Source organism: Streptomyces sp. NPDC026246 (genome assembly GCF_055567995.1).
This window is the reverse complement of the sequence record NZ_JBVHPJ010000016.1, coordinates 115,822-132,526: the sequence shown is the minus strand read 5'-3', so window position 1 is coordinate 132,526 and position 16,705 is coordinate 115,822. Positions and strand designations below refer to the sequence as shown.

Genomic DNA, 16,705 nt, shown 5'->3' with positions numbered 1-16,705 from the left:
CGCGCCGACGGTTGTCATGACGCGCCGACGGTCTCCTTCTGCCAGGCCTGCTGGAAAGCGAAACGTGCCGCCTCCACCTCGTGCCGCTGATCGGCGTGGAGCACGCCGAGCGCGTACGCCGTGGCCGGGGCGATCCGCGGCGTACGGGCCGCCTGGGCCGCCGCCGCTGCCGCCTCCGAGGCGTCCCGGTGCAGGTTCAGCGCCTGGCCCGCGGCGAGCAGGCGCAGGTCGACGACGGCGTTGCCGCGGGGGCCGCTGACCGTCTCACGGGCGTAGCGGTGCAGGCGCAGCAGCAGACGGACCTGGTGCCAGGGGGCGTCCTGGGGGTGCGCCACGGTGTCGGGGGACAGCCCGTGGACGAGGGCCGCGGCGTTGTAGGGGCTGCCCGCGGTGACCAGGGGCAGGGCGCTCACGGCGTCGGTGAGCCGGTCCTCGGCCGCCACGGCGAGGGGGCGCAGGTCGCTCGTGGCGGCCGGGCCGGTGAGGGGGACCTCGCTGGCCAGCACGGCGACCTTGTCGGCGACGGCGTGGAAGCGGCTGCTGCCCAGGGCCTGCAGGGCGGTGGAGTGGGCGCGGGTGCGGGCGAGGGTGAGCTGGCGGTCGAGCAGGGCGCCCGCCTTCGCCGCCCCGACGGTGAGGTTGCCGCGTTCCGGGGCCGCGGTGGCGCCCCGGGGAGCCGCCCCGGCCGGGACGGGCGCCGCACCGGGGGCCCGGCCGCCGGGAGGCGGGCCGGCCGCGCCCGGGAAGGCGGTGGAACCCGACAGGCGGTGCAGGGCGGCCAGCAGGCGTTCCAGGCGGGCCGTGCAGGCGTGCTCCATCGCCAGGGTGCCCGACACCCAGGCCAGTTCGGGGCGCACCGCCTCGCACCAGTCGGTGTCCAGCAGGGGCTGGAAGGTGTGCAGGCTCGCGCTGATCCGGCGGGCCGAGCGGCGCAGGGCACGGGCCGCTTCGGCCGAACCCTCCGAGCCGTTCGCCCCCGCCCCCGTCTCGCGGTGCAGGCGCAGGGCCCGGAGGAACTCCGTGGCCTGGGCCCGCAGATAGCCCGCGAGGGCGTCACCGGTCGGGGCGGTCGCGACGGCCCCCGGGCGGGAGTCCGCCAGGGGCGCGGCGGTCCCGGGCCGGGGGCCCGTCGGGTCAAGGTGTCGCTGTGCCACGCCGGCGCCTCCGGGCGTCTATGAGCATCTCCTGGACGTTGCGCAGGGGCTGGCCGTCCGCGTCGGTGGCGTGCCGGGTCCACTCGCCGTCCGGGCCGAGGTGCCAGGAGGCGGTGGAGTCGGACATGCCGGTCTCCAGCAGCCGGTTCAGGGCCGCCCGGTGGGCCGGGTCGGTGACGCGGACCAGGGCCTCTATCCGGCGGTCGAGGTTGCGGTGCATCATGTCGGCGCTGCCGATCCACACCTCGGGCTCGCCGCCGTTGCCGAAGGCGAAGACCCGGGAGTGCTCCAGGAACCGGCCCAGGATGGAGCGGACCCGGATGTTCTCCGACAGGCCGGCGACGCCCGGGCGCACGGCGCAGATGCCGCGCACCCAGATGTCCACCGGCACCCCGGCCTGGGCGGCGCGGTAGCAGGCGTCGATGACGGCCTCGTCGACCATCGAGTTGACCTTGATGCGGACGTACGCGGGACGCCCCGCGCGGTGGTGCTGTATCTCCTTGGTGATCCGCGAGACCAGCCCGTCGCGCAGGGACTTGGGGGCGACGAGCAGCCTGCGGTAGGTCTCGCGGCGGGAGTAGCCGGAGAGCCGGTTGAACAGGTCGGAGAGGTCCGCCCCGACCTGCGGGTCGGCCGTGAGCAGGCCGAGGTCCTCGTAGAGGCGGGCCGTCTTCGGGTGGTAGTTGCCGGTGCCGACGTGGCTGTAGCGGCGCAGCGTCTCGCCTTCCTGGCGGACCACCAGCGACAGCTTGCAGTGGGTCTTCAGCCCGACCAGGCCGTAGACCACGTGGCAGCCGGACTCCTCCAGCTTGCGGGCCCACTTGATGTTGGCGTGCTCGTCGAAGCGGGCCTTGATCTCGACCAGGACCAGGACCTGCTTGCCGGACTCGGCGGCCTCGATGAGCGCGTCGACTATCGGGGAGTCGCCCGAGGTGCGGTACAGGGTCTGCTTGATGGCGAGCACGTCGGGGTCCCCGGCGGCCTGTTCCAGGAAGGCCTGCACGGAGGTGGAGAAGGAGTCGTACGGGTGGTGCAGCAGCACGTCCCGTTCGCGCAGCGCGGCGAAGATGTCCGGCGCGGACGCCGACTCGACCTCGGCGAGGTCGCGGTGGGTGCCGGCGACGAACTTGCGGTACTTCAGCTCGGGCCGGTCCAGCGAGGCGATGCGGAAGAGGCCGGTGAGGTCCAGCGGGCCCGGCAGCGGGTACACCTCGGCCTCGCTGATCTTCAGCTCGCGCACCAGCAGGTCCAGGACATCGCGGTCGATGGACTCCTCGACCTCCAGGCGCACCGGCGGGCCGAAGCGGCGCCGCATGAGTTCCTTCTCCAGGGCCTGGAGCAGGTTCTCGGTGTCGTCCTCCTCGACCTCCAGGTCCTCGTTGCGGGTGAGGCGGAAGGCGTGGTGCTCCAGCACCTCCATGCCCGGGAACAGCTCCTCCAGGTGCGCGGCGATGACGTCCTCGATGGGGACGTAGCGGCCGGGGGAGCTCTCCAGGAAGCGGGACAGCAGCGGCGGCACCTTGACCCGGGCGAAGTGCTTGTGGCCGGTGACCGGGTTGCGCACGACGACGGCCAGGTTCAGCGACAGGCCGGAGATGTACGGGAAGGGGTGCGCCGGGTCGACCGCCAGCGGGGTCAGCACGGGGAAGATCTGGTGCCGGAACAGGGTGAACAGGCGGGCCTGCTCCTTCTCCTGCAGCTCGCTCCAGCGGACCAGGTGGATGCCCTCCTCCGCGAGTGCGGGGGCGACGTCCTCGTGGTAGCAGGCGGCGTGGCGGGCCATGAGCTCGCGGGAGCGCGCCCAGATCATCTCCAGCACCTCGCGGGGCTGCAGGCCGGAGGCGGAGCGGGTGGCCACGCCGGTGGCGATGCGGCGCTTGAGGCCGGCGACCCGGACCATGAAGAACTCGTCCAGGTTGCTGGCGAAGATCGCGAGGAAGTTGGCCCGCTCCAGCAGGGGCGTGTTCGGGTCCTCGGCGAGTTCGAGCACCCGCTCGTTGAACGCGAGCCAGCTGCGCTCCCGGTCGAGGAACCGGCCCTGGGGCAGCTGGGGCCCGTCGTACGGCGACTCCTCGTAGGCGTCGAGGTCGGCGTCGATGTCGGGTTCCAGGTCGGACACGACGGCGGCGACGGTGTGCGGGCGGTGGGCCGCGATGGAGCCCACGGAGGGTTGCGGGTGCTGGACCTGTGCCTGGGTGTTCGGCTGGCTCATGGACCCATTCTTCCGCGCCGCGAGCATCACGGGCGCGTCGGACGGCGCGGGCGCGAGCGGCGGAGTCTCATGAGCGCTCCCGTTCCCCGCGAGCCCCATCGGGGGCGGCGACGGCTCTGGCACGGCGGGATTCATTGGCCGAGCGTCGCAAGCCCGTCTGAATCGACGGTTACGGAGACATGACGTGCGGGACACCGGGGGGCGGCCCGCCGGGGTGCGAGAGGGGCGGGTGGGGCGGTCGGGGCGTGCGGAGGTGTCGGCCCGCGCGTCCGTCCCCCCGTGGACGGACGCGCGGACCGGGCTCAGGGCAGGCGCCGGGCCAGCAGGGCGAACGCGGCGGTGGCGGCCAGGGCGGCGACGGCCAGCACCAGGGACGTCTCGACCAGTTGCAGGGGCCAGAAGTGGGACGCCGGGTGCTTGTGCATCAGCGAAGGCGTCCCGGGCGGGGTCGGCCACAGATGCGGGCGCACCTCGTCGAGCGCCCAGATCAGAGCCGCAACGGCCAGGACGGCGGCACCGAGGGCGGGCAGGGCGCGGCGCAGGACCACGCCCGCGAGGACGCCCAGGGCGAGGGCGGCCAGGGGGTGGACGGTGGCGAGGACGCCGTTGGCCTCGAAGACGCTGTCGTCGTGCCACTCGTACCAGCCGATGGCCCGGATCAGGTGGTGGTCCGAGGCCCACAGGGTGCGGTGCAGCAGGGTCAGCGCGAGGGTGCCCGGCACCAGCAGCAGGGCCGGGACGGCCAGCTTGGCGGCGAGCCAGCGGGCCGGGGTGACGGACTGGGTCCAGGCCAGGCGGGCGGTGCCGTCCTCCAGCTCGCGGCCGACCAGCCCGCCCGCCCAGGCGCCGGTGAACACCGGCACCAGGGAGAACAGGCCCTCGGCGACCGTCATCACGGTCTCGTACCGGAACATGGCGGGTCCGGGAATGTCGCAGCCCAGGGTCGGGCTGCCCTTGGTGCAGCCCATCTGCCGGTACTCGGCCCACGCGGCGTCCGCCCCCGGGCCGAGCGCCCACAGCAGCGCCCCCGCGGCCACCGCGACCAGCCCGATCCAGAAGACCAGCGCCGAGCGGTGCACGCGCAGCCCGGCGAGGAACAGCCCGCGCGACCCAGGGAACCGGGGGGCGGCGACCGGGGTCGCGTCCGTCACGGCGGTCATACGGCGGCCTCCTGCGGGTCGAGCAGCAGCGAAGGGGAGTCAGGGGAACGCAGGTGGGCCAGGACGACCTCCTCCAGGGAGGGGCGGTCGCCGTGCCGTGCGTCGCCGAGGGCACCCGCGGGCCGGACCAGGGCGGTCAGCTGGCGGCCGGTGGTGCGGGACTCGACCACGGTGTGCGGGGCCAGGGAGTCGCCCGCCCGGGCCGTGACCAGGGTGTGCGCGGCGAGCAGGTCGTCCAGCGGCCCGGCCAGCCGGACCCGGCCGCGGCCGAGCAGCAGCAGGTGGTCGCACGAGCCCGCCAGCTCCGCGACGACATGCGAGGACATGACAACCGTGGTGCCGTGGTCGGCGGCGTCGGCCATGAGCGTGGCCATCAGCTGGTGCCGCGCGAGCGGGTCGAGGTCGGCCATCGGCTCGTCCAGGAGCAGCAGCTCGGGACGCTTCCCGAGGGCCAGGGCGAGGGCGACCCGGGTGCGTTGGCCGCCGGAGAGGGAGCGGATCCGGGCGCCGGGGTCGAGGTCGCCCTCGGCCACGATCCGCTCGGCGGTCCGGGCGTGCCAGCGCCTCGGGTTGAGGTCCCGGCCCAGCCGCAGCGTGCCCGCGACGGTGAGCTGGGGGTACAGCGGCTTGTTCTGGGCGACGTACGCGAGGCGCTCACGGGCCGCCGCCGGGGTGGTGCCGAGCACGGTGACGGTGCCCTCGGTGGGGCGCAGCAGCCCGGCCGCGAGGGCCAGCAGGGTGGACTTGCCGGCGCCGTTGGGGCCCACGAGGGCGCAGACGCGGCCGGCCGGGAGCCGGAGGGAGCACCCGTCCAGCGCCGGCCGGCGGCGGAGCCCGTACCTCCTGCCCAGTCCGGCCGCCTCGATGGCGGTGTCGGTCATGCGTCCCCCTTGGTCTGTGTGAACTGCGTGTCGAGTACGGAAGCGAAAAGGGCGGCCACGTCCTCGCGCTCCAGGCCGGCCTCACGGGCCCGGGCCGCCCAGGCGTCCAGCTCCGCGCGCAGCGGGGAGTCGACGGGGGCGGCGCCCAGGGACCGGCGTACGAAGGTGCCGAGTCCGCGACGGGCCTCGACCAGGCCCTCGCGCTCCAGCTCCCGGTAGGCCTTGAGCACGGTGTTCGGGTTGATGGCGGTGGCCTCCACGACCTCGCGGGCCGTGGGGAGCCGGTCGCCCGGCTCAAGCAGGCCCAGGCGCAGGGCCTGCTTGGTCTGCTGGACGATCTGGACGTAGGTGGCCACGCCGCTGCGCCGGTCGATGCGGTATTCGACCACTGCCTGAACCACCCTTTCACTAATTGAGTAGTGAAAGGGTGGTGGAAGACTCCGGCGGAAGTCAAGCGGGGGCGCGGCTGGGATGTTGGCCGGTCCCGGCCCGCGTCGCTGTCGGAACAACCAATGGTTGTGCAGATGCTCACCAGGGTTGTTCCGCTGTCCGAGAGGCCTCCCCCGGCACAACCACATGGCGTGCCGCTAGGCTCCCACCGTGGATCTCAAAGCCGTGCGCGCCTTCGTCGCCATCGCCGATTCCGGGCAGTTCCAGCGGGCCGCCGTCGACCTCGGCCTCACCCAGCAGGCCGTCTCCAAGCGGATCGCCGCGCTGGAGAAGGACCTCGGAGTGCGGCTGCTGGTGCGTACGCCGCGGGGCGCGGAGCCGACCATCGACGGCCAGGCGCTGCTGCCGCACGCCCGGGTCCTGCTGCGGGCGGAGGAGCGGGCCGCCGCCGCGGTGCGGCCCGGGGACCGGGCGCTGCGGGTGGACGTGGTGGGGCGCCGGAGCGCCGTCGGCGGGCTCGTGCAGGACTTCCACCGGGCGCACCCGGGGATCGCCCTGGACGTCGTCACGCTGTTCGACGCGGACACGGCGACGGCGGCGGTGCGGGACGGAGCCGTCGACGCCACCTTCCGGGCCGTCACGATGCCCGGGCACCGGCTCCCCGACGGCGTCGCGGCCGTCCCGGTCCTGGACGAGCCGCTGCACCTGTGCGTCGGCCCCGGGCACGTCTTCGCCCGGGCGCCCTGGGTGACGCCCGCGCAACTGGCCGGGCACCGCATCTGGATGCCGGGGAACGTGCCGGGGACCGAGTGGCACGCGTACTACGAGGCGTTCGCCGCGGAGTTCGGGCCGGCCGTCGACACCGTCGGGCCCAACTTCGGCCTGGAGGCGCTGCTCGACACGGTCGCCGGTTCCCCGACCGTGGCGACCGTCCTCAGCGAACGGACCCCGCACGTCTGGCCGGCCGGCCACGACCTGCGGCTGGTGCCGCTGCGGGACCCGGTCCCGGTCTACCCGCACTCCCTGCTGCGGCGCACGGACAACCGGCACCCCGGTCTGGCCGCGCTCCAGGACCACCTCATGGCGACCCGTCCCCTCCCGCCGCAGGGGGAGACCTGGCGCCCGGCCTGGGCCCGGCCCACACCTACGGGAGCCGCTTCTCCCTCAGCGTGAAGGACTTGGGCTCCCCGCCCGGCTGCGGCTTGCCCTCCTTGCGGCCCATGGTCCGGTAACCGGCGTCCTCGTAGCAGGCGTTGAGCCGGGCGTTGGCCGCCGGGCAGTCCAGCCGCACATAGGTCCGGCCCGTCCCGGCCACGCGGCGCTCGGCGGCCCGCAGCAGCAGCCGGCCGGTCCCGGGCGGGGCGGCCGCCCGGTTCACCATCAGCCGGTGCACGTACCCGGCCACCGGCGGCTGCGGGCCCCAGGCGTCCTCGTCCTGCCACCACAGCTCCCAGGCGCCGGTCAGGCGCCCCTCGGACTCGGCCGGCCGGACCTCGCCGGCCGCCATGGCCCGGCGGAAGTGCTCCCGGCCCAGCTCGCCCGGGCGCCACTGACCGGTGATGCCGTGGGCCGGCATCCAGCGGGCCGCGTCGTCGCGCAGGCGGACGAGGGCCGCCAGGTCGCCCTCACCGGCCGGGCGGAAGCGCAGATCGGGCGCCCGGGACACGGCTCAGGTCTCCGTGCGGTACATGAGGTCCACCTCGTGCGTGGTGAAGCCCAGGCGTTCGTAGACCGTGACCGCCGCCTTGTTGTCGGCGTCGACGTACAGCATCGCGGTCGGCAGGCCCCGGTCCGCCAGGTGGCGCAGGCCGATCGTCGTGAGGGACTTGCCGAGGCCGCCGCCCTGCGCGCCCGGGGCGACGCCGAGGACGTACACCTCGCCGAGGCCCTCGCGCTCGTGCACCTTCGTCCAGTGGAAGCCGACGAGTTCGTCGCCGCGGAACGCGAGGAAGAAGCCCGCCGGGTCGAACCACGGCTCGGCCTTGCGGTCGTCCAGGTCGCGCTGGGTGAGCGAGCCCTGCTCGGGATGGTGGGCGAAGGCGGCGGCGTTGACGGCGAGCCAGGCCGCGTCGTCCCGGCCGGGCACGAAGGGGCGCACGGTGACACCCTCGGGCAGCACGGGCTCCGGGGCGTCGAAGCCCGTCAGGGGGCGGCGCATCTGGCGAAGTTCGCGGAACAGCGTGAGGCCGAGGACCTGGGCGAGGTGCCGGGCGGCGGAGTGCCCGCCGTGCGCCCACACGCGAAGTCGCTTGCCGGAGGCGGCCAGCAGGGCCGAGCCGAGGGCCCGCCCGTGCCCGTGTCCGCGATGCCCCGGATGCACCACCAGCTCGGCGGCGGGCGGCTCGACCTCGTCGGTGTCCTCCAACTGGGCGTATCCGACAAGCTGCCCGTCCACGGTGAGGAGCAGGTGGGACACGCCGTCGCGCTCCCCGCCCCGCAGCTGCAACCGGCCCTGTTCGGACACCGCCTGCTGACCGTCGGTCCGGGCCGCCTCGTCGAGCAGTCCGAGCACGGCATCGGTCTGCTCCGCGGAGAGGGCGGCAAGGGTCTCGATCGAGCGGGGGTGGCCGGGCCGTACGGTGTCGTCGCTGGTCATGCGTACGAGGGTACGGGGCGGCACCGGCAAATCGGCGGCAAAGAAGCAACCCACTCGTAACCATGAAAGGCCTGTCGCGCTACGCGCGTTGACTTTAGGCTGCGCGCGACGACATCACCGTCACCGCAGACCCACAGGGGGGCGAATGCCAGCCACTTCACCGGCGCATCCGGAGCGCCGGAAACGCCGTACGAACCGTTTCCTCGCGCTCACCGCCGGTGTCGTCACCGTCGGCGCGCTGGCCGCCGCGGCGCTGCCCGGCTCCGCGAGCGCCGGTGAGGACCACCGCAAGGGCGGGCACGGGCACGGCCGCTACCAGGACGTGCAGCTGCTGTCCTTCAACGACCTGCACGGCAACCTGGAGCCCCCGGCCGGTTCCTCCGGCCGCGTCACCGAGACGCAGCCCGACGGCACCACCAAGACCGTCGACGCGGGCGGCGTCGAGTACCTCGCCACCCACCTGCGGCAGGCCCGCAAGGGCGAGAAGTACTCCATCACCGCGGCCGGCGGCGACATGGTCGGCGCCTCCCCGCTGCTGTCCGGCCTGTTCCACGACGAGCCGACCATCGAGGCGCTGAACAAGCTCGACCTCGACGTCACCTCCGTCGGCAACCACGAGTTCGACGAGGGTGCCAAGGAGCTCGGCCGCCTCCAGAGCGGCGGCTGCCACCCGAAGGACGGCTGCTACGCGGACGAGAAGTTCCAGGGCGCCGACTTCCCCTACCTCGCGGCCAACGTCCTCGACGAGAAGACGAAGAAGCCGATCCTCAAGCCCTACTGGGTGTGGAAGAAGAACGGCGTCAAGGTCGGCTTCATCGGCGTGACCCTGGAGGGCACCCCGGACATCGTCTCCGCCGAGGGCGTCAAGGGCCTGTCCTTCAAGGACGAGACCGAGACGATCAACAAGTACGCCAAGGTGCTGCAGAAGCAGGGCGTGAAGTCGATCGTCGCGCTCATCCACGAGGGTGGCTTCCCGGCGTCGACGTCGTACAACTACGACTGTGACTCCCCGGGTGCGGGCGACGGCATCTCCGGGCCGATCGTCGACATCGCGAAGAACGTCACGCCGCAGGTGGACGCACTGGTCACCGGCCACACCCACAACGCGTACGTGTGCAGCATCGCCGACCCGGCGGGCAAGCCCCGCATGGTCACCTCGGCCGCGTCCTTCGGCCGCCTCTACACCGACACGACGCTGACCTACGACCGCAGGACCGGCGACATCGCCCGTACGGCCGTGAAGTCCGCGAACCGCGTGGTCACCCGGGACGTCCCCAAGGCGCCCGACATGACCGAGCTGATCGGCAAGTGGAACACGCTGGCCGCGCCCATCGGCAACCGGCCGATCGGTTACATCTCCGGCGACATCGGCAACACCGGCACCGAGTCCCCGCTCGGCGACCTCATCGCCGACGCCCAGCTCGCCCACGGCAAGCAGCTCGACCCCGGGACCGACCTGGCGCTGATGAACCCGGGCGGCATCCGCGCGCCGCTGACCTACGCGGCCAAGGGCGCCGAGGGCGACGGTGTCGTCACCTACGCCGAGGGCTTCACGGTCCAGCCGTTCGCCAACACCGTGAACCTGCAGGACTTCACGGGTGCCCAGGTGATCCAGGCGCTCAAGGAGCAGGTGTCCGGCCCGAACACGGCCGCGCCGAAGATCCTCCAGGTCTCGTCCGGTCTGACGTACACGCTGGACCTCACCAAGTCCGGCGCCGACCGGGTGGTCACCGACAGCATCAAGCTGAACGGCTCGGCCATCGACCCGGCGGCCACCTACCGCGTCGCGACGAACAGCTTCCTCGCGGGCGGCGGCGACGGCTTCCCGACGCTGGGCCAGGGCACCGGCGACGTCGTGGGCGCCGACGACCTGACCGCGCTGGAGCAGTACCTGACGGCCAACTCCTCGGCGACCAGCCCGATCGCGCCCCCGAAGGCCGACCGGATCACGATCGTGAAGTAGGTCGCATACCCGGGGTTCGAGTTGCGGGTGGGGCAGGTGCGCATGGTCGGATGGCTCGATGCGTACCCCCCACCACGCAGCTGCGCATCCCCGGCCCAACCCGTACGAGGAGCTCGCCGCCCTCGACGACGGGCCTCTGGAGCTCACCCCTCTGGAGGAGTTCCTGCCCGACGCGCCCGATGAGGGCGCCGAGGACGCCTGGGCCCCGCCGGACCACCGGCGGGGCGGCAGACGGGGTGGCCGGCGGAGCGGTCGGCGGCGGAAGAATCGTTTCGCCGTACTGCCCCTCGCGCTGAAGGCGGTGGTCGGCCTGGTCGTCGTCGCCGCGTTCGCCGCCCTCGCCGACCGCTGGGCCCTGCTCTACGCCGAGCACCGCGCCGCCGACACCCTCCAGGACCGCCTCGACCTGGCGGCCGCGCCCGAGGTGGAGATCGGCGGCTTCCCCTTCCTCACCCAAGTCGCGGGCGAGCGGCTGGAGTCGGTGACGGTGACCGTCCCGGACGTCGCCGCCGACCGCGTCTCCCTGGCGAAGGTCTCCGCCACGGCCCACGACGTCCGCCTGGACGCCGACGGCCTCACCTCCGTGCGCGGCGCGCGTGTCCCCCGCTTCGACGGGGAGGTGCAGCTGTCCTTCGCCGACCTCAACCGTGAACTCGGCGCCTCCCAGGTCGCGTTCACCGGCGAGGGCCGTGACCGGGTGCGGGCCGAGGGCACCCTGCCGGTCGCCGGGCACGATCTGCGGGTGCACGCCGAGGCCCGGATCCGGCGGCAGGGCGAGCGCGGCATCACCACCGAGATCGGCGACATGCGGCTCGACATCGGCGACCTGGCCACCTACCGGCCCGGCACCGGTCCCGCGCAGGGCCTGCACCTCACGCCCCGGGGCAGCGCCGACCTGGCCCGTCAGACCCGCAAGGCGAAGGCCCTGCTGTCCGTTCCCGCCCTCGTGCGGCGGCTCGGGGTGCCCGCGGCGACCGTGCGGGAGGCCCTGGCCGACGACGGCAAGCTCACCGAGCTGACCGGCTCCCCGCGCTTCGCGCGCCAGGCCCAGCGCCTGAACCTCATCGACCTTGCCCTGGACAACCCGCAGGTGCTGCGCCGGCTCGGCCTCGACCCGAACCTGCTCGACGCCCTGTCCGGCCTGACCCGTCCGGTCCTGGCCGAGCGGCTGTCCCTGGCGTTCGAACTCCCGGAGCCGGAGCAGGGGACCGTGCGGTTGCAGGAGGTGCGGGTGGAGCGGGACGGCATCCGGGTGCGGGTGTCGGGGTCGGGGTTGTCGGTGGGGTCGTAGCGAGGGGGGCGGGGACTCTCTCGGTTGGCACGATCGGCCTCCACCGACACGTCACTCGTCGCCGGGGTGGAGGCGCCGGCCTCGGCTGACCGCGACGCGCAGGGTGTCGTCGAGTGACTCCACGGCTCTGACGAGCGCGAAGCGAACGGCGTGTTCACCGGCCTTGCCGTCGCGCAGTACGGCCCTGGCGCCGTCGAGAACCTGTTCCGCGCAAGCCAGTTGGGCTTCCTCGACGTCGTCGGCGAGGCGGGAGAGCGTGCTGTCCGGGTCGTCGGTGCTGAGGTAACAGGCCTGGCCGTCGGCGCCCGTCCAGGGGAGCAGCCTCATGCGGACACCTCCAGGGCGCGGAGGTAGGGCCGTACGAGGGGGGTGTCCATCAGGAGGGGTTCCCCGGGCGGACGCGGGGACGGCGGGGAGTGCGGCACGGCCGGCTCCCGCCGGACGGGCCCGGCGGCGCGGTGCCGCCCCCGGGCGGGGAGCAGCAGCCGGACGAGGAAGAGCAGGACGCACTCGCAGAGTTCGGCGGTACGCAGACGCACGGAGGGGACCCTTCTCGGGCAGGGCAGGGGGAGGTCGAGCGGTGATCACCGTTCGTGCCCACATCGTCACGGACGGCCCGTAGGCTGCGGAAGTTGCCAGGTGTTGTCTGGCGGCCCAGGCAACGGGGAGGGGTGACGTGGAGGACGTCGTTGACGGCACGGACGCGTCGGGCCGGGCGGTCCTGGGACGCACGCTGAGGTTCCTGCGCGAGCAGTCGGGCAAGTCGCTCGGGCAGTTGGCCGAGGACACGGGGTACGACAAGAGCTACCTGAGCCGGCTGGAGAAGGGGGAGCGGCTGTCCAAGCGGGCGGTGATGGAGGACCTGGACAGCTACTACGGGTCCGGTGGCCTGCTGGTCCGCGAGTGGCGCGAGGCGCGCCGCGAGGTCATCAAGGACAAGTACAAGGCGTTCATGGACCTGGAGGCCACGGCACGGGTCATGTGGATGTTCCAGCTGCGGGTGCCGGGGCTCCTGCAGACGGAGGAGTACGCCCGTGTGGTGTTGTCAGGGTTGTCCGGCGCCCAGACAACGGCAGGCAACAGCGAGGAAGTCGAGGAACAGGTGGCCGCGCGGATGGGGCGGCAGGAGTTGCTCTACCGCGCTTCAGCACCGAGTGTGCGGGTGATCCTCGACGAGGGGGCCGTGCGGCGGCCCGTTCCCGACGCGAGGGTGTGGGCGGATCAGTTGTCCCGCCTCACGGACACCGCCGAACGGCCGAATGTCGTGATCCAGGTGCTGCCTTACGCGGCCGGTGTGCACGACCTCATGAACAGTGACCTCATCTTGTTGTGGCAACGGGTCGGAGATCCGGTCGCCTATGTGGAGGGCAACGGGATCGGGCAGTTGATCGACGATCCGGACCGGGTTCTGTCGTACCGCTTGTCCTACGATCTGGTCAGGGACGCGGCGCTGAGTCCGGCGGAGTCGACGGCGTTCATCAAGCGCCTTCTGGAGGAGTGCAGATCATGAACCGAGCCCTTGACCTCACCACCGCCGCATGGCGCAAGTCCTCCTACAGCGACGGGGGAGCCTCCAACTGCCTCGAAGTCGCCGACAACTACCCCGGCATGACCCCCGTCCGGGACAGCAAACTCCCCGACGGACCCGTCCTCGTCTTCGGCGCGAGCCCCTGGGCGTTGTTCGTCGCGTACGTCAGCCGGTAGGCAGGTCCTCCGGCGGCGGGACCGTCGCCCCCGGCAGCCGGACCGTCGCCACGGTGCCCCCGTCCTCCGCCGGGGACAGTGTCACCTCGCCGCCCGCCTGCTGCACCGTGCGGGCCACGATCGACAGGCCCAGGCCCGAGCCCGGCAGGGAGCGTGCGCTCGGGGAGCGCCAGAAGCGGTCGAAGACGTGGGGGATTTCGTCGGCCGGGATGCCCGGGCCGTGGTCGCGGACCGTGAGGGTGCCGTCGGCCAGGCGTACGTCGATCACGCCGCCCTCCGGGCTGAACTTCACCGCGTTGTCCAGGATGTTGACCACCGCCCGTTCGAGGGCGGACGGTTCCGCGCGGACGAACCAGGGCCGGACGTCCGCCGTGATCGTCAGGTCCGGGCCGCGCAGCCGGGCCCGCCGCAGCGCCGCCTCGACCGTGTCGTGCCAGGCGACGATCCGGGTCCGGCCGGAGTGGTGGCCGGTGTCCGGGCGGGACAGCTCCTGCAAGTCGCCGATGAGTGCGGCCAGTTCCGTCATCTGGGCCTTCACCGAGGCCAGCAGGGCCTTGCGGTCGGCCTCGGGCAGGGGACGGCCGGTCTCCTCGCTGCGGCCGAGGAGTTCGATGTTGGTGCGCAGCGAGGTGAGGGGGGTGCGCAGTTCGTGGCCGGCGTCCGCGATCAGCTGCTGCTGCAGGTCCCGGGAGCTGGCCAGGGCCGAGGTCATCGAGTTGAAGGAGTGGGACAGGCGGGCGATCTCGTCCTCGCTGTCGTCCTCCACGGGGATGCGGATGTTCAGGTCCTCGGTGCGGGCCACGTGCTCGACGGCCTCGGTCAGCCTGTCGACGGGCCGCAGCCCGGCCCGGGCGACGGCCAGCCCCGCCGCTCCCGCGCCGAGGACCCCCACGCCCGACACCAGCAGCAGGATCAGCGCCAGTTCGTTGAGCGTGGACTGGGTGCCCTTCAGCGGCAGGGCGACGACCAGGGAGTAGTCCGCGGCCACGCCCGGCCGCAGGGAGTCGTCCTTGACGACGAGGGACGTGGTCATGACGCGCAGCTTGTCGCCGTCGGTGTCGGTACCGTCGCGGAAGTGCCGCACGTTCGGGTCGGGGGCCTTGGCCACGGTCTTGTCGACACCGTTGACCTGCACCTGGGCCGTGGAGCTGGGGAAGAGGCACACCTTGCCGTCGACCCCGACCAACTGCCCGTAGCTCTTGGGCCGCGAGCCCACACCCAGCGCGTCGGACGGGGTCTGGGGGCAGGCGGCCACGAGGTCCCGGAACTCGTCCGGGTGCACCGGTCCCACCGACGAGCTGAGGTCGTCGTCGATCTCGTCGTACAGCTTGCCCTGCACGATGAACCAGCAGGTCACCGACACCGCCGCCACGGCGAACGCCACCGCCGCCGCCACCAGCAGCGCCAGGCGCGAGCGGATCGGCAGCGAGCGGAAGCGGCGGACGAGCCTGGTCACTCGGCGCCGCCCTGGCGGAGCACGTAGCCGACCCCGCGCACCGTGTGGACCAGGCGCGGTTCGCCACCCGCCTCGGTCTTGCGCCGCAGGTACATCACGTACACGTCCAGGGAGTTCGACGACGGCTCGAAGTCGAAGCCCCAGACGGCCTTGAGGATCTGCTCCCGGGTGAGGACCTGGCGCGGGTGGGCCATGAACATCTCCAGGAGCGTGAACTCCGTGCGGGTGAGCTCCACCGGGCGTCCGCCCCGGGTGACCTCGCGCGTGGCGAGGTCCATGCGCAGGTCGGCGAAGGCCAGCACGTCCTCGTCGGCCGGGCCGGCCGCGCCCACGGCCGCCGCGTAGGAGCTGCGGCGCAGCAGGGCGCGGATCCGGGCGAAGAGCTCGTCCAGTTCGAAGGGCTTGACCAGGTAGTCGTCGGCGCCCGCGTCGAGGCCGGTGACGCGGTCGCCGACCGTGTCGCGGGCGGTGAGCATCAGGATCGGAGTCGTGTCGCCGGCGGCGCGGATGCGGCGCGCGGCGGTCAGCCCGTCCATGCGCGGCATCTGGATGTCGAGGACGACGAGGTCGGGGCGGTAGGCCGCGGCCTTCTCCAGGGCGTCCGCGCCGTCGACCGCGACCTGCGTGCCGTACCCCTCGAAGGCCAGGCTGCGCTGGAGCGCCTCGCGTACGGCCGGCTCGTCGTCGACGATCAGGATGCGCTGGGTGTCACGGTCGCCGTCTGCGGGGCTCATGGGCGGGGGGTCCTCGGGTGTGGTGGGGCGGGGGTGCTCTGACGTTCTCAGCGTCGCACGACTGGGCGCGGGGCCGGGCGCCCTCCGTCCGGCGGAGGCATCAGTCCGTCGAGCCCGCCCGCAGCTTCGCGAGGTCGGCCTTGACCGTGTCGATCGGGATGGCGAAGCCGAGGCCCACGCTGCCCGCGTCGGAGGACGAGGAGGCCTGACTGGTGGGCGAGTACATCGCGGAGTTGATGCCGATGATGTTGCCGTTCATGTCGATCAGCGCGCCGCCGGAGTTGCCCGGGTTGAGGGACGCGTCGGTCTGGAGCGCCTTGTACGTCGTCGTGTCGTTGCCGGTGTCACCGTTGAACTGACGCCCGCCGAACTCGAACGGCCACTGACCGTCGCCCTGCTGGGGCTGCTGCTGGTCCTCCTCGGTCGGGACCGTGACGTCGCGGTCGAGGGCCGAGACGATGCCGCTGGTCACCGTGCCGGACAGGCCCTCGGGCGAGCCGATCGCCACGACCTGGTCGCCGACCTGGACGCCGGCCGCGTCGCCGAGCGTGGCGGCCTTGAAGCCGGAGCCGTCCTGCACCGCGATCAGCGCCAGGTCCTTCTTGCTGTCGGTGCCGACGATCTTCGCGGAGTACGTCTTGCCGTCGCTGGTCGTCACCCGGATCTTCGAGGCGCCGGAGACGACGTGGTTGTTGGTGACGATCTCGCCGCCACTGGTGATGATCACGCCGGAGCCGGTGGAGGACCCGGCGTTGGAGTCGGCGCTGATCTCGACGATGCTGGGGCCGACCGCCTTGGCGACCCCGGCGACCGTGCCCTTCTGGCTGGAGGGCACCACGTTGGTGCTGGTGGAGCTGGAGGCGACGGTGTCGTTGCCGGCCAGCTCCTGGATGCCGTAGGCGGTGCCGCCGCCTATCGCGGCCGCGACGATCGCCACGGCGGCGAGCAGGGCCACGGGCCCGCGGGTGCGCTTCTGCGGAGCGTGCGCCGGGGCGTACGCCGGCGGGGGCGGCCACTCGGGGTTCACCGGGGCCTGCTGCTGACCCTCGTAGGGGTTCGGGTACTCGCCACTGCGGTGGAAGCTCTCGGTCATGGCATCGAGCGTGCAGCCCGACCATGAGAGCTTCCTGAGTGCTCACTGAGAAGCCCGACAGAAGTGCGTAT

General features: G+C 73.0%; 17 protein-coding genes. 5 read left to right on the top strand and 12 right to left on the bottom strand.

The features are described from left to right. Positions 1–14: 14 nt before the first annotated feature. The 5 genes from ACZ4M5_RS31010 to ACZ4M5_RS30990 form a co-directional block, all read right to left on the bottom strand. Positions 15–1,154 (bottom strand): CHAD domain-containing protein, encoded by a 1,140-nt coding sequence (locus ACZ4M5_RS31010; RefSeq protein WP_467741743.1) that lies wholly within the window; start codon positions 1,152–1,154, stop codon positions 15–17. Beyond that, positions 1,135–3,501 carry an RNA degradosome polyphosphate kinase gene (locus ACZ4M5_RS31005; RefSeq protein WP_467741741.1) on the bottom strand — a complete coding sequence of 789 codons (2,367 nt, stop codon included), beginning with the start codon at positions 3,499–3,501 and terminating at the stop codon, positions 1,135–1,137. The genes ACZ4M5_RS31010 and ACZ4M5_RS31005 overlap by 20 nt, the downstream gene beginning before the upstream one ends. Positions 3,502–3,668: 167 nt before the next feature. After that, on the bottom strand, positions 3,669–4,526 hold the full coding sequence (locus ACZ4M5_RS31000; RefSeq protein WP_467741739.1) for an ABC transporter permease: 858 nt from the start codon (positions 4,524–4,526) through the stop codon (positions 3,669–3,671). Then, on the bottom strand, positions 4,523–5,407 hold the full coding sequence (locus tag ACZ4M5_RS30995; RefSeq protein ID WP_467741737.1) for an ABC transporter ATP-binding protein: 885 nt from the start codon (positions 5,405–5,407) through the stop codon (positions 4,523–4,525). Before ACZ4M5_RS30995 ends, ACZ4M5_RS31000 begins: the two co-directional genes overlap by 4 nt. Further along, on the bottom strand, positions 5,404–5,796 hold the full coding sequence (locus ACZ4M5_RS30990; protein WP_467741735.1) for a GntR family transcriptional regulator: 393 nt from the start codon (positions 5,794–5,796) through the stop codon (positions 5,404–5,406). Before ACZ4M5_RS30990 ends, ACZ4M5_RS30995 begins: the two co-directional genes overlap by 4 nt. 211 nt (positions 5,797–6,007) lie before the next feature. Here ACZ4M5_RS30990 and ACZ4M5_RS30985 point away from each other — a divergent pair, with 211 nt between their 5' ends. Further along, positions 6,008–6,970 carry a LysR family transcriptional regulator gene (locus ACZ4M5_RS30985; protein ID WP_467741733.1) on the top strand — a complete coding sequence of 321 codons (963 nt, stop codon included), beginning with the start codon at positions 6,008–6,010 and terminating at the stop codon, positions 6,968–6,970. Here the strand turns inward: ACZ4M5_RS30985 and ACZ4M5_RS30980 are convergent. Both ACZ4M5_RS30980 and mshD read right to left on the bottom strand, forming a co-directional pair. Then, positions 6,942–7,463, bottom strand: a complete 522-nt coding sequence (locus ACZ4M5_RS30980; protein ID WP_467741731.1) for a GNAT family N-acetyltransferase — start codon at positions 7,461–7,463, stop codon at positions 6,942–6,944. The genes ACZ4M5_RS30985 and ACZ4M5_RS30980 overlap by 29 nt on opposite strands. Before the next feature lie 3 nt (positions 7,464–7,466). Then, the gene (mshD, locus tag ACZ4M5_RS30975; RefSeq protein ID WP_467741729.1) at positions 7,467–8,393 is read right to left on the bottom strand and encodes a mycothiol synthase; all 927 of its coding nucleotides are present in this window, start codon (positions 8,391–8,393) and stop codon (positions 7,467–7,469) included. 145 nt (positions 8,394–8,538) lie between these two features. Between mshD and ACZ4M5_RS30970 the strand changes: the two genes are divergently transcribed. Then, positions 8,539–10,356 carry a bifunctional metallophosphatase/5'-nucleotidase gene (locus tag ACZ4M5_RS30970; protein WP_467741727.1) on the top strand — a complete coding sequence of 606 codons (1,818 nt, stop codon included), beginning with the start codon at positions 8,539–8,541 and terminating at the stop codon, positions 10,354–10,356. Positions 10,357–10,414: 58 nt separating this feature from the next. After that, the gene (locus ACZ4M5_RS30965; RefSeq protein WP_467741725.1) at positions 10,415–11,647 is read left to right on the top strand and encodes an LmeA family phospholipid-binding protein; all 1,233 of its coding nucleotides are present in this window, start codon (positions 10,415–10,417) and stop codon (positions 11,645–11,647) included. A gap of 51 nt (positions 11,648–11,698) precedes the next feature. On the opposite strand, the gene ACZ4M5_RS30960 is transcribed toward ACZ4M5_RS30965, so the two are convergent. After that, positions 11,699–11,974: a hypothetical protein gene (locus ACZ4M5_RS30960; protein WP_467741723.1), complete on the bottom strand. Its 276-nt coding sequence runs from the start codon at positions 11,972–11,974 to the stop codon at positions 11,699–11,701. Further along, positions 11,971–12,186, bottom strand: coding sequence for a hypothetical protein (locus ACZ4M5_RS30955; RefSeq protein ID WP_467741722.1), 216 nt, complete (start codon positions 12,184–12,186; stop codon positions 11,971–11,973). The genes ACZ4M5_RS30960 and ACZ4M5_RS30955 overlap by 4 nt, the downstream gene beginning before the upstream one ends. A gap of 137 nt (positions 12,187–12,323) precedes the next feature. Between ACZ4M5_RS30955 and ACZ4M5_RS30950 the strand changes: the two genes are divergently transcribed. Together ACZ4M5_RS30950 and ACZ4M5_RS30945 are read left to right on the top strand one after the other, a co-directional pair. Beyond that, positions 12,324–13,157: a helix-turn-helix domain-containing protein gene (locus ACZ4M5_RS30950; protein WP_467741721.1), complete on the top strand. Its 834-nt coding sequence runs from the start codon at positions 12,324–12,326 to the stop codon at positions 13,155–13,157. After that, the gene (locus ACZ4M5_RS30945; RefSeq protein ID WP_467741720.1) at positions 13,154–13,351 is read left to right on the top strand and encodes a DUF397 domain-containing protein; all 198 of its coding nucleotides are present in this window, start codon (positions 13,154–13,156) and stop codon (positions 13,349–13,351) included. Before ACZ4M5_RS30950 ends, ACZ4M5_RS30945 begins: the two co-directional genes overlap by 4 nt. Here the strand turns inward: ACZ4M5_RS30945 and ACZ4M5_RS30940 are convergent. The 3 genes from ACZ4M5_RS30940 to ACZ4M5_RS30930 form a co-directional block, all read right to left on the bottom strand. Continuing rightward, positions 13,341–14,807, bottom strand: a complete 1,467-nt coding sequence (locus ACZ4M5_RS30940) for a sensor histidine kinase (protein ID WP_467741719.1) — start codon at positions 14,805–14,807, stop codon at positions 13,341–13,343. The two genes, ACZ4M5_RS30945 and ACZ4M5_RS30940, sit on opposite strands and share 11 nt — an antisense overlap. Next, entirely contained in the window at positions 14,804–15,541 is a 738-nt protein-coding gene (locus ACZ4M5_RS30935) for a response regulator transcription factor (protein ID WP_467741717.1), read from the bottom strand. The genes ACZ4M5_RS30940 and ACZ4M5_RS30935 overlap by 4 nt, the downstream gene beginning before the upstream one ends. Positions 15,542–15,641: 100 nt before the next feature. Continuing rightward, positions 15,642–16,634 carry a S1C family serine protease gene (locus ACZ4M5_RS30930; RefSeq protein WP_467741715.1) on the bottom strand — a complete coding sequence of 331 codons (993 nt, stop codon included), beginning with the start codon at positions 16,632–16,634 and terminating at the stop codon, positions 15,642–15,644. Positions 16,635–16,705 lie beyond the last annotated feature (71 nt).

What these genes read in the sequence shown, in the direction of transcription:
- ACZ4M5_RS30995 (WP_467741737.1), bottom strand. Translation starts at nt 5,407, where the DNA reads ATGACCGACACCGCCATCGAGGCGGCCGGACTGGGCAGGAGGTACGGG.
- ACZ4M5_RS30970 (WP_467741727.1), top strand. Translation starts at nt 8,539, where the DNA reads ATGCCAGCCACTTCACCGGCGCATCCGGAGCGCCGGAAACGCCGTACG.
- ACZ4M5_RS30965 (WP_467741725.1), top strand. Translation starts at nt 10,415, where the DNA reads ATGCGTACCCCCCACCACGCAGCTGCGCATCCCCGGCCCAACCCGTAC.
- ACZ4M5_RS30960 (WP_467741723.1), bottom strand. Translation starts at nt 11,974, where the DNA reads ATGAGGCTGCTCCCCTGGACGGGCGCCGACGGCCAGGCCTGTTACCTC.
- ACZ4M5_RS30945 (WP_467741720.1), top strand. Translation starts at nt 13,154, where the DNA reads ATGAACCGAGCCCTTGACCTCACCACCGCCGCATGGCGCAAGTCCTCC.
- ACZ4M5_RS31000 (WP_467741739.1), bottom strand. Translation starts at nt 4,526, where the DNA reads ATGACCGCCGTGACGGACGCGACCCCGGTCGCCGCCCCCCGGTTCCCT.
- ACZ4M5_RS31005 (WP_467741741.1), bottom strand. Translation starts at nt 3,501, where the DNA reads ATGAATCCCGCCGTGCCAGAGCCGTCGCCGCCCCCGATGGGGCTCGCG.
- mshD (WP_467741729.1), bottom strand. Translation starts at nt 8,393, where the DNA reads ATGACCAGCGACGACACCGTACGGCCCGGCCACCCCCGCTCGATCGAG.
- ACZ4M5_RS30930 (WP_467741715.1), bottom strand. Translation starts at nt 16,634, where the DNA reads ATGACCGAGAGCTTCCACCGCAGTGGCGAGTACCCGAACCCCTACGAG.
- ACZ4M5_RS30935 (WP_467741717.1), bottom strand. Translation starts at nt 15,541, where the DNA reads ATGAGCCCCGCAGACGGCGACCGTGACACCCAGCGCATCCTGATCGTC.